This is a genomic window from Paenibacillus sp. FSL R5-0766 (assembly GCF_037971845.1).
Lineage (GTDB): Bacteria > Bacillota > Bacilli > Paenibacillales > Paenibacillaceae > Paenibacillus.
On sequence record NZ_CP150227.1, the window covers coordinates 1,208,123 to 1,220,640 of the forward strand.

Sequence of the window (12,518 nt, forward strand, 5' to 3'; positions counted from 1 at the left end):
TCTGTTGTCCATAAGAGGGGGACTTAGGTACACGCCTTTGCTTTTTAATTTACGAATTTACAGGTGAAGTGCCACTTCACTGCTGACGTTTGCGTTCTCCGTGGTGTGATGCATCAGGAAATACGTTAAGGTTCCTCCGAGACCAATCACGGCGAAGATGCACAGAATGCCGATCTGATCCCAAGCCACGCCGAACTGACCACTTGATATAACGGCTTTATACCCGGTTACCGAATACGTCATTGGCAGCCATGGATTAAACACTTTCAACCAATTCGGAATAAGTTCCAACGGGAATGTACCGGCACTGGTTGTCAGTTGGAAGATTAACATGAGAATTGCCAGGAAGCGTCCGGGATTCTCCAGCCAAGTAACCAAAGCCTGAATGATGTACATAAAGCTCAAGCTGGTCACAAAGCTGAATAAGAAGAATAACGGAATGCTTTGAACCTCCAGACCTAATACGGACAATACGAGCCAGGAAGCGAGAAGGGACTGGACAGCACTCATAATCGTGAAAGCAAGTGTTCTACTCACAAAACGATTCCAGCTACTCGTATCGGTAAACGTACTGCCGCGTGTGGGTACAACTAGCGTTGCAATTAATGCGCCGACAAAAAGCCCCAATGACAGGAAGTATGGCGAGAATCCAGTGCCATAATTGGGCACTTCGTTATGTTTATGCTCATCCACCTGAACGGGCTGTGCATACATTTCAACAAGTTCATCCGTCTTTTTCACACTGCTCGTTTCAGCTGCCGCTTCGTTTAACTTGGTGGAAAGTTCGCTAGAGCCGTCGGTTAATTTGGTAGTGCCTTCTTTTAATGTTCCCGCACCATCATCCAGCTTGCGGGAACCTTCGGCAATGGTGGTGATTCCGTCTGAAAGCTGGTTCATACCCGTAACCAATTGGCCTGCACCTGTATTTAACTGACTCGAACCTTCTGCAAGTTTGGCTCCTCCGGCTGCTGCTTCGGTCAACTTGGTGTTAAATTGTTGAAGGCCCGTTGCAAGCTGCTTATGTCCGGTTGATAATTGTGTTGCTCCTTGTAAAAGTTGCTGTTCACCCTGCACTAGCTGACTGCTGCCTTGATGCAGTTGCTGTTGCGCAGCCTGAAGGCTTTTGCTGCCTTCCACTAATTGCTGTCCACCTTGATAGACCTGTTCGCTGCCAGCGGCAACGGCCTGACTTGCTGCCAGTAATTGCTGAACAGCCGGGTTAGCGGCAAGCTCGGGACTTGCTTCGGCTAATTGGGCAAGTCCTTGTGCAACGGCCTTGGCACCTTCACTTACTTTGCTGCTGCCTTCCACTGAGGTTTGCAATCCGGCTACCAGCTTCGCACTTCCTTGTTCGGAAGCTTCCAGTCCAGCATCCAACTTAGCCGCGCCTTCTTGAGCGGACTGAATACCTGCCTGTAACTGTTTGCCGCCCGTTTCAGCCTGCAATGCACCGTTACCCAGTTTCGTGCCTGCTGCCGCCAATTGGGACAATCCATCCGACAGGGAGCTGGCTCCTGCATGAAGCGTACCGATTCCTTGTGCCAAGGTAGCTGTACCCTCTTTTAATGGTGCCATACCTGTTTCCAATTTGTCGGTTCCATCCGCCAGTTTGGACAGGTTCTTTTTCAAAGTAGAGGCACCATTATCCAGCTTGGCTGCGCCCTCGTTGATCTTGCCAGCACCATCTCCGGCATCCGATAAACCGCTAGAGATCTTCTCCACCTGATCCAGTAACGTTTCGGTATACGATTCAGTTACTTTGGCGGAGACTTTGGATTTGATCTGTTTGACCGCAGTTCCACCAATCTGACCCGCGAGGAAGTTGTATCCCTCATTGGGCTCATAGATCAGCTCCGCTGGTTGTGGGTGATCCTCCATCAGAGTGGTAGCTTTTGCTGAAAAATCCTCGGGGATCACGATGGTCATATAATACTTGTCGTCTTCCATACCTTGCTCCGCTTGTTCCCGTGTCACGAATTGCCAGTCGAAATCATTACTTTTTTTCAATTCATCGACCAGATTCTGACCGACTTCCAGCGATTTGTCATTGTAGGTTGCGCCCTGATCCGTGTTGACCACGGCCACAGGCAATTCATTCATTTTGCCATACGGGTCCCAGAATGCATTGAGGAACAAACCGCTATACAGCACCGGAATGAACAGCACAACGAGAATCGGAATGAATACTTTGGGTTTCTTAAATGCGGATTTCAAATCCTGACCAAATACAGTTAATGATTTCATCATGTTCTCTCCCCATTATCACGCTACTCCGTTATATATCTATCTCTAATTTTACAAGGATTCAGCCGCACATCCTCCTCTATAATCCACTCTTGAGAAAGAGGCCTACGAAAGTCTTAATCTGATCCTTGTGTAGCGTAGGATGCGTTTTGTTCCAATCCGAGGTTAACGTGACATAGAGTTTCAGCAGGACAAAAGAGACCAGCTTGGGATCATCCTCTCGAATCTGCTGCAATTCCATTGCCCGCTGAACTTGGCGTTCCAGATATTCGAGAATCGCTGTCTCTACTTTCTGCAGACCTTCCTTGGCCTGTGGCGTGCCAAAATCGTTCACTTCCTGGAACAGTTTGATTAACAGCTCATGCTCCTCCCTATACTCCAGCAAAGAGTCCATACTCAGGTGTACGTTGTCCAGAAACGAATTTTCTTCCTTCACCGTTTGCTCCGTGATCTGTTTCATATCGGTAATGATGGAGTGAAGAATCTCGTCGAACAGTTCTTCCTTATTTTCGAAAAAAGTATAAATTGTTCCCTTGCCTACATTGGCGAGTCGGGCAACTTGCTCCATGGTCGTTGCTTTGTAGCCGAACAGGGCAAAGGATTTCTCCGCCGAGTCAATGACCTGTTGCCTTCGATCAATGGTTCTCATGGTATATGCACCTCCTTGTTGTCTGAATGAGTAAAAAATGTGTCTGTAATTGACCGGATTACACATATGGTCAATTGGTCGTTTATAACTGTAGCACTTGAACAGGGATGATGGATGTGATCTTTGTCATGGAGTGGATGGGGGATGAAGAAGGTTATTAGGGGTATCCGTATGTGACTCAGACAGGTGCGAATGTGATGCTCACATGAAAACCCTGGGGGATTCGCACCTCAGATGTTGTCGAAAAGGGGTGTTTTATTGCCTTTTGGCATAACATAGACAGGAATAGATTGAATTATGATATGGAAAGTCATAGAATAATAGTGAAAAAACGTATTTGTGGTAGATAAAATTGTTAAGATACGTGTTTTTTCGCTGTCGCACTCCGTATGGAGTGCGTGGATTGAAATATTGATCATCACCCCGCATTCTCTTCAAGTTCAGTCGCACTCCGTATGGAGTGCGTGGATTGAAATTGCTCTCTGCCACCCACTCTTTACGCTTAACCTGGTCGCACTCCGTATGGAGTGCGTGGATTGAAATACAATATCTTCTAGCGCATGATAAGACTTGCCGTCGCACTCCGTATGGAGTGCGTGGATTGAAATGCACGACAATCATCACGATAAACAGAACGAAGATGTCGCACTCCGTATGGAGTGCGTGGATTGAAATATACGTCAAGCCAACGGTGGAGAATAGCTATTTAGTCGCACTCCGTATGGAGTGCGTGGATTGAAATGCCAAGGAGTACGGCACCTCCATGTCCAAGCTTCAGTCGCACTCCGTATGGAGTGCGTGGATTGAAATCTGTTACAGCCACGATCAGCAATCCAAGCCGTGAGGTCGCACTCCGTATGGAGTGCGTGGATTGAAATTACGATCCGCAAATGTAGTTGCACTAATCGGCCGTCGCACTCCGTATGGAGTGCGTGGATTGAAATTTCGTCCAGATTGGCAAACATTTTTTTGCTCTGATACGTCGCACTCCGTATGGAGTGCGTGGATTGAAATCAACAAATCGTCAACGATTTTACCAATCATTTCGCGTCGCACTCTGTATGAGTGCGTGGATTGAAATTGGGGTGTCATAGACCCGGTATACACCGTAGTCGGGTCGCACTCTGTATGAGTGCGTGGATTGAAATGGTCAAGCGCTCAGTGTCGAAATAGTCCCTAGCGTCGCACTCTGTATGAGTGCGTGGATTGAAATACATACCGGCGGAGGTTGCGAAGAATAGGAGTGCGGTCGCACTCTGTATGAGTGCGTGGATTGAAATTAGACGTGCCAGAGTTAGAAGATTTGAACAAAAACTGTCGCACTCTGTATGAGTGCGTGGATTGAAATTTCCGGATCTGCAGACCAGCTGCACACCAGGGCAGTCGCACTCTGTATGAGTGCGTGGATTGAAATTGCAGCGCAAGATCGTAGATCCAACGAAGGCGCCCGTCGCACTCTGTATGAGTGCGTGGATTGAAATAGGATATCCGGCACAGGCCCGGCCACCATCTACAAGTCGCACTCTGTATGGAGTGCGTGGATTGAAATTCCGATGACTTCATTAAGGCCTCTCATGGTGCCCTGTCGCACTCTGTATGGAGTGCGTGGATTGAAATATGTACTGGATGATCCGGTACCACTGACTTGATAGTCGCACTCTGTATGGAGTGCGTGGATTGAAATGGAACAGCCGGAACAATCGGTTTGGCAATTATCGGGTCGCACTCTGTATGGAGTGCGTGGATTGAAATTTCATGCCCGGTACGTTCTCTACGATGTACATTTCGTCGCACTCTGTATAGAGTGCGTGGATTGAAATATCTGGATAAAAGACAAAGGTCTCTTTCCAATCAAGTCGCACTCTGTATGGAGTGCGTGGATTGAAATGATAACAAGCGGATGCTCATGGGTAAGTTGGACGTCGCACTCTGTATGGAGTGTGTGGATTGAAATAACAGACCGGCAATCGTATTGGGTGATGGAGATAAGTCGCACTCTGTATGGAGTGCGTGAATTGAAATTGGGGAAGAGGTAGAGCACGGCTTCGTTATCTAACTGTGCTCCTAATACCACTAATGAATTCACACGATGAGGTATACCAAAAAGCGAAGAATGAGACAGGGATTTTTTTTATGTGTACCCCTCACTTTTTAACTCGGCTTTGGTGAAGAGAACAAGAGGATTATATATGCACCAAAAAATGAAGCTTCATTAAAAAAACACCAGGGCTTCGAGTTAAATCACTCATAAGCCCTGGTGTTTTTACGGTATCCTATTAAATCTATTCTGCGCGTACTTTAAAGAATGAGATCAGTTCTTGCAGTTGCTCGGATACAACCGATAGCTCATCGGAGGCACTCACAATGGCTGCCATGGAGGCTTCCTGCTCATCAATTGACTGCTCAATTTGTTTACTGCTGCTTGCTGCCTTGCTGACATTGGCAGAGAGTTCATCGGCCGTGGCAGACATTTCCTGTGTGCTTGCCGAGATTTCTTCAGTAGAACTGGAGATATCCTGAATCTGGTTTGCAACTTTATTCGTAGCATTCAGAATATTCTCGAAGAATACACCAGTCTCTTGGGTAACTTCCAAGCCTTTGGTAACTTCCTTGGAACCCAACTGCATCGCTTCGGAAGACTGCATGATATCCCGTTGAATTTCTTCAATTAACTGTCGAATTTGCTTCGCTGATTCCTGCGATTGCTCTGCCAGGTTACGTACCTCACCTGCAACCACCGCAAAACCTCTTCCTTCTTCACCTGCGCGGGCTGCCTCGATTGAAGCGTTAAGTGCAAGCAAGTTGGTTTGTCCGGCAATTTCCGTAATCACGTTAACAATGTTGCTAATCTGGTTCGAGTTATTTTCCAAAGACTGAATCGAGTTTGACGTATTTTGCACCGCACCGGAGATCAGGCGCATCTGTTCAATAACTTGTTGCATCACCACATTACCTGTGCTGGAGCGCTGCTCCATGCTGAGTGCTTCATCTGCCACATCGGCTGAGCTGCTGGCGATCGTCTGCACTACCGTGGACATCTCTGTCATGGCACGTGCGTTCTCCACAGTGGCTTTGTCTTGTGACACCAGTCCAGTAGATATTTCTCGAATATTGGTGCTGATGGATTGAATGTTCACATTATTTTTCTCGGAAATGCCCAGTAGTTGTTTGGAAGATTCCGAGAGGTGATGCGAAGTATTCTGTACTTTATAGATGGTTGTATTGAATCGATGGATCATCGCATTGAACTTCTCGTTGATGATACCCAGATCATCTCGTCCGGTATCGATGGTTACGTCCAGATTACCCGTGCTGACTTCTTCGATACCTTTCATCAGATTGCGGATCGGAAGCAACGTTCTTTTCAGCAAAATGAATTGTAACACCATGAACAGGATCAGGAAACCGATCAGGAACATCAAACCGTACGTAAGCAGTTTGTTCAGGCCTTTTGGAACGGCACTTGCATCTACATCGAAGTAAAGAGCAGCGTACATGGAGCCATCTGCGTTATTAATCGGATAGATCAGAGTGGTCCAGGTTCCGTACTCATCCGTGTAGAAATCACTGAAGGCAGGCTTTCCGTCCTTTTTCATCTGTTCCAGCACTACGACGTTATTCTGAGGCAGCGGGTACATGGCACCTGCGGGCAGATTACCTTCCTCGAATGGTTCCAACAGGTTGGTTGGAATCGCGATGATGGACGTTCCGTTTCCTTCCTCAAGTTCTGAACCAAAAATGTATGCTTGCGCGATGTTTGGATAGAATTCATGGATGGAATCAAGATAAGCTTTCATTTCCAGCTGTACAGGACCGGAGTAGCTTTTTTCCTTAGCCGCTTCTGCCACTTTGGCAGTGTCGAGATCGTCATACCATTTCTGGGTGATGACGGTAGCTTGGTCGTGCAACTGTTCAACCAAGATATTTTTTTGCAATTGATACGCGGCAGTAATCAGGATTACACCGATCAACATGATGCTGCCGAATGAAATCACCAAATTTTTGATGAAGAAAGGCATGGTACTCCAGCGAAGCTTATTAAACAAGATGATTCACTCCTTCTACGATTGTGAAAATGCACTATACCTGGATGGGATGCTATACGCTATGTAATCTAATGAATATTTAGTGAAAAATTGTTATCGTGCAACTTCTATAATTCTGATTTTTGCTGTGGTTACGTGACATTCTCTCATGCTTCAGTGTGCTTTTTGCATTGTTCCATGTTCTACTTCACTTATAGGACCCCCAGGTAAGTTACTTCGTAGATTATATCGTTATAAAGTCATATTAATATTAGCTTTTAGAGCAAAAATGGTTCTAAGGTACTGGTTCTGTGGGCGTGTTTTTCGTTTTAGATCTTTATTATTACGTTTGTTAATGCAAGGTTCTAGCGAGGTCCCCATTCGTATGGGGCCTTTTGGGCTTGTTTGTCATGACCTAAAGAAAACACAAGTGAACGAAAAGACAGTCCATTGTTCCCCTTTCGCAGGAACGCTAAGATGAAGTTGTTAAAGCGTTTACATCACGTAATGAAGGGAGCTTAAATCGGATGCCAGAAATTACGATCAGGCTGTATGAAGGCAGGACGGATGAGCAAAAGCAGGAGATAGTGGAGGTGTTCACACGCGAGCTCTCGCGTATTATCGACCGTGAGCCGGATTACATTTCTATCGAATTCAATGAAATTCCATGGGACGAGAACGTTCCTGATAACTTGAGAAGCACGCAATCACAGAAGCAGGGAGGAGAGAAGACGTGAAGCCGGCAGATATCGTGCCACCAAGCCGGGGTGCAACCGGACTTCACTCGTCTGGTATAGGCGCTCGGCTGGGAGATGCGGGACGTTATCTGTGGCGATACCGGATATTATATCTGCTTTCCTTACCGGGTATCCTGTATTTTTTCCTCTTCAAATATGTGCCTTTATTCGGTTCAGTCATTGCTTTTCAGAACTACAACATTTTCAAAGGCATCACCGGAAGTGATTGGGTAGGTCTGGAGCATTTCCAGAAGATGTTCAGCCATTATGATTTTTTAAGAATTCTCAATAACACACTTCTGCTTGGACTATATGATCTGGTGATTGCATTCCCGGTCCCGATCTTACTGGCGATTCTGTTGAATGAAGTACGGATGATTGTGTTTAAGCGTTTGCTGCAAACGATTGTTTACATGCCTCACTTTCTGTCCTGGGTTGTCATTAGCGGGATTTTCATGGGTATTTTCTCAATGGATGCCGGAGTGGTGAACAAGGCACTTGGATTTCTGGGCATGCAGCCGGTCTACTTTCTAGGGGAAGACTCGTATATTCGTTCCATTCTGATCGGTTCCGGGATCTGGCGTGACTCCGGGTACGGCACGATTATTTTCCTGGCTGCCATTGCGGGCATCAATCCCGATCTGTATGAGGCGGCAGAGGTGGATGGAGCTGGACGTTTGAAGCAAATATGGTCGATTACTCTGCCATCCTTGCTGCCAACGATTATGATTTTGTTGCTGCTGCACATCGGGAAGTTCCTTGATCTGGGCTTTGAGCGTGTATTTGTATTCCTGAATCCGCTCAATCTGGAATCTGGCGAGATTCTCGATACGTACATCTACAAAGCCGGGCTTCTCTCACAGCAATACAGCTATACAACAGCCATCGGGTTGTTCAAGTCGGTGGTAGGCTTGATGCTTATTCTACTCGGTAACTTCTTTAGCAAAAAAACAACCGGCGAAAGCCTGTATTAGGAGGCGAGGTGGATGCGTACCCCCAGTGTCCGTTACCGTATATTTCGCATTGGAAATCTCGTTTTTCTTACGCTGCTCTCGTTGACGATGATTCTGCCTTTCATTAATGTACTGGCCCAGTCACTTAGCAGCTCGGAAGCGATCATGGGCGGAAAGGTTAGCTTCTGGCCTGTAGCTTTTACCTGGATCAATTACGAATATGTATTCGGCGATGCTGCCTTCTGGCGGGCCTTTGCGGTATCGGTTGGGGTAACGTTAGTGGGTACGCTGGTCAATCTCGCCGCAACGGCATCACTCGCGTATCCCGTGTCACGTCCAGAGTACAAGGGGCGATCTCTTGTTGTCATGTTTGTCCTGGTGACCGTCGTATTCTCGGCGCCGCTCATTCCGAATTTTATCCTGATGAAGGAGCTGCATCTGGTTAACAATCCACTGGTGCTGATTGTGCCAGGAGCGATTAACGCCTTTAACTTTTTCGTCATGCGTTCGTTCTTCTCACAGCTGCCGGGTGAACTGATCGATGCCGCCCGCATCGATGGCTGTGGGGAGTTCGGCATCATCTGGCGTATCGTTATTCCATTATCCAAACCGGCTATGGCATCACTCGGCATTTTCTATGCGGTGGGCCACTGGAATGCGTATTCTACCGCGCTTTATTATCTGAATGATCCCGCCTGGTGGCCGATCCAGGTCACACTCAAGAAGCTGTTTGAGAGTGACGATATTTCCGTCGATCCGGGTTCTGCGGTCTATAGCACTCTTGCACATACTTCGCCGGAAGGTATCAAAATGGCGACCATTATCATCGCCACCTTGCCAATCATTATCATTTACCCTTTCCTGCAAAAGCATTTTGTAAAAGGAATCATGGTCGGCTCCGTCAAATCTTAACTACAAGCAGCATACAGATCTGACGGAAACGGGGGAATGGCGATGTTCAGAATCTTGATTACGGACGATGAACCGATGATTCGGATGGGTCTGGCGAAGATGATTGAGCAAGCAGGTCTGTTCGATTGTGAGATCCGGCAGGCGGCGCATGGGGAAGAGGCCCTTCAGGTGGTGAAGGACTTTCGACCACACATCCTGTTCACGGATATTCGCATGCCAACGATGGATGGCATTGAGTTGTGCCGACGTTTATCCGAGCAAGGCAGTACGATGCGCATTATTGTAGTCTCCGGTTATTCAGACTTTGAATATGCAAGAGCCTGTATGGATTATGGGGTAAAACGATATCTGCTCAAGCCAGTGGGACGACAGGAGCTTCATGAACTGCTGCTCAAATTGCTGGCATCCGAAGAGGATAAACCTAAGGTATCCCTTGTACCCGTGAGGGAGCTGAATGATTGGGCCATGCGTCTGGAAGAGGCTATATGGGAGTTAAGGCAATCCGATGTGACGGAGCTGCTCGCAGCATGGTCTGGTCGTTATCCGGCATATGCCCTGATGCCTGAGCAGACAGCGGAGCTTTTTCAGGAATTGCTGGAATTGATTGTGGCCCGCATGAACGCCCGTGGCAACGGAACGATGAGTACGTCCAGTAAGATAATTGTAAGCGCTTCCTCAGAAGAGTGCTTCGAGGCTCTGGGCAACGAGATCCACACGTTAATGAAGACGATCAAGGAAAAGCGCAGTGGCAAGCGCAAGCATCCAGTGGAAGAAGCAAAAGCCTATCTGGAGAAGCACTTGCGCCGTGAAGTTTCACTGGACGAGATTGCTGCCAAGTTGGGCCTGAACCCGTCCTACTTCAGCCAGCTGTTTAAACAGACGACCGGTCAGACCTTTATCCAATACCGGATACGCAGCAAAATGGAACTGGCCAAACGCATGCTGGAACAGCCGGGCAACCGGATTACGGATATATCCTACGAAGTGGGGTATGCGGATCATCCCCATTTTACGAAGACATTCAAGAAAATTACCGGACTGACCCCGTCCGAATATCGCAGTAAGTTGGGCATTGAATGATGAAGCGCAGCCTGTCGATCCGCCTGTTCTTTCATTTTGCCATCGTAATTACGTTGTCCCTGTCTGCCATTGGCTTGTTTACCTATACCTATGCCTCGACTGAGATGAACGATCAACTGGCGGACAACATCGCCCAAACGATGCGTAACACGGCGTACCAGACCGATCTGTATTTGCAAAATTATGATCGCGCAACCTACTCCATCCTCTCAAATGGAAGTGTGAAGCACTTCCTCGATATGAGTTCGGAGGATAGTTATGCCTATTACGAGTATAGCCGCCAGATTAAAAGGAACGTGTTCCCGCCTGTTTTTATGTTATATCCACAGATCAAGTTCCTGTATGTTATCGGGGAGAACGGGCGGGTTGTCATCGATGACAACCAGAATTCAGCGGGCATACCCGATATCGATGCTGCACAGCAGTATAAGGAGTTGCTCGCTGCAACCCCTGCGAATGGTGAATCGACTCTGCTCACCCGCAGTATTCGCAGTGGACAGAATGCAAACGTCATTACGATTGCGCGCCGGATCAGGGGGGTATCCTCCTATACACCAAACGGAGTGCTGGCGATGGAAGTGAATGTGCTGGAACTTGACAACATCTGGGGAGAACTCGACCTCGGTCAAGGGGGCTATCAGTATGTGATGGATCAGAACGGAAATGTCATCTACACTCCTGGGGACGAGGAGGCGCAGACCGTGATGTCGTCCAGCACCGTGGACAGACTTATGCACATGGAGGCAGGGTCACTGGAACAGAACACGGATGGCACCAAACGGCTGTTTATATCGGAGCTGTCTGCCTATTCGGGCTGGCGGTTTGTTGCTTCCGTGCCGCTGTCGGAGCTTCAAAGGCCGATTGCAACGATCCGCTCAGCTACATTATGGGTTGGTGCAGGGACCTTGCTCGCTGCGCTTGTGGTGGCCTATCGGATCGGAGCATCTCAAGTAGAACCCATTCGTGTGCTGATGAACGGAATGAGACAGACGGAGAAGGGAATCTGGAACAAGGTGGAGATGAAGGAAAGGCGCGATGAGATCGGAGTGTTGATCCGCAGCTATAATCTGATGGTCAGCCGTTTGTCGGACATGATTGAGAGTGTATATGAGTCGGAGCTGCGCCGCCAGAAGTCGGAAATTGAGCTACAACAGGAAGCGTTGGAACGACACCGTGCGGAATTTCAGGCGCTCCAGTTGCAGATCAATCCGCATTTTCTCTACAACACATTGGAGACGATCAAATGTTATGCCGTCGTACAGGATTCCGAAGAAATTACGCAGATGGTGGAATCAATGGCTCATATGCTCCGTTATTCCATTCAGACCAATCTGGAGGAAATTACGGTTGCCAATGAGCTGAAGCATGTGCTGGCCTACCTTTCCATCATGAAACATCGTATGGATCGGGAGCTTGAAGTTGAGGTCATCATTGCACCGGATCTATTGTTGGAAAAAATGGTTCGTCTCACCCTCCAGCCCCTGGTGGAAAATGTGCTGCAACATGCGTTTCCACGGGGCATGGAACCGGGTCATTTTATCCGTATCGATGCTCGGCGTCTGGATGATCGATTTCTTGTCATCGTTCAGGATAATGGTATGGGCATGAGCAAGGCACGTCTGGAGAAACTGCGTCGCCGTCTGGAACTGAACCGTCTGGCAGGTGAAGACACCGATGATGTTTATCATCGCGGGGGCATCGGACTTATGAATGTACATCGCCGGATTCAGCTCGTATTTGGAGAGACGTACGGCTTGATGATGGAAAGTGAGGAAGGCTTGGGAACGACCATTACGATGGCGCTTCCGGCGGACCAGCACAGCAAGCGAATTTAATGAAACCAATAATAAGGAGCCATTCCTGTAATGAAGTAATTTGAGCTTTGAATGAAAAATGCGCCTCTAGTATACTGGGAATC

General features: G+C 47.8%; 8 protein-coding genes. 5 read left to right on the forward strand and 3 right to left on the reverse strand.

The window, feature by feature from the left end:
- Nucleotides 1–57 precede the first annotated feature (57 nt).
- The 3 genes from MKY66_RS05395 to MKY66_RS05405 all read right to left on the reverse strand — a co-directional run bounded on the left by MKY66_RS05395 (nucleotide 58) and on the right by MKY66_RS05405 (nucleotide 6,912).
- Complete coding sequence (locus MKY66_RS05395) at nucleotides 58–2,244, reverse strand: YhgE/Pip domain-containing protein (RefSeq protein WP_076213549.1); 2,187 nt, start codon at nucleotides 2,242–2,244, stop codon at nucleotides 58–60.
- A 79-nt stretch (nucleotides 2,245–2,323) separates the two neighbouring features.
- Entirely contained in the window at nucleotides 2,324–2,893 is a 570-nt protein-coding gene (locus MKY66_RS05400) for a TetR/AcrR family transcriptional regulator (RefSeq protein WP_076213552.1), read from the reverse strand.
- A 2,282-nt stretch (nucleotides 2,894–5,175) separates the two neighbouring features.
- Nucleotides 5,176–6,912 carry a HAMP domain-containing methyl-accepting chemotaxis protein gene (locus MKY66_RS05405; RefSeq protein WP_076213626.1) on the reverse strand — a complete coding sequence of 579 codons (1,737 nt, stop codon included), beginning with the start codon at nucleotides 6,910–6,912 and terminating at the stop codon, nucleotides 5,176–5,178.
- 533 nt (nucleotides 6,913–7,445) lie between these two features.
- On the opposite strand from MKY66_RS05405, the gene MKY66_RS05410 reads away from it, so the two are divergent.
- The 5 genes from MKY66_RS05410 to MKY66_RS05430 are packed head-to-tail and all read left to right on the forward strand — an operon-like array spanning nucleotide 7,446 to nucleotide 12,435.
- Entirely contained in the window at nucleotides 7,446–7,655 is a 210-nt protein-coding gene (locus MKY66_RS05410; RefSeq protein WP_076213555.1) for a tautomerase family protein, read from the forward strand.
- Between the two features lie 56 nt (nucleotides 7,656–7,711).
- Complete coding sequence (locus MKY66_RS05415) at nucleotides 7,712–8,629, forward strand: ABC transporter permease subunit (RefSeq protein WP_076213628.1); 918 nt, start codon at nucleotides 7,712–7,714, stop codon at nucleotides 8,627–8,629.
- Between the two features lie 12 nt (nucleotides 8,630–8,641).
- Nucleotides 8,642–9,520, forward strand: coding sequence for a carbohydrate ABC transporter permease (locus MKY66_RS05420; RefSeq protein ID WP_074093756.1), 879 nt, complete (start codon nucleotides 8,642–8,644; stop codon nucleotides 9,518–9,520).
- A 42-nt stretch (nucleotides 9,521–9,562) separates the two neighbouring features.
- Complete coding sequence (locus tag MKY66_RS05425) at nucleotides 9,563–10,600, forward strand: response regulator (RefSeq protein ID WP_076213558.1); 1,038 nt, start codon at nucleotides 9,563–9,565, stop codon at nucleotides 10,598–10,600.
- The gene (locus MKY66_RS05430) at nucleotides 10,597–12,435 is read left to right on the forward strand and encodes a sensor histidine kinase (protein ID WP_076213561.1); all 1,839 of its coding nucleotides are present in this window, start codon (nucleotides 10,597–10,599) and stop codon (nucleotides 12,433–12,435) included. The genes MKY66_RS05425 and MKY66_RS05430 overlap by 4 nt, the downstream gene beginning before the upstream one ends.
- Nucleotides 12,436–12,518: the final 83 nt, after the last annotated feature.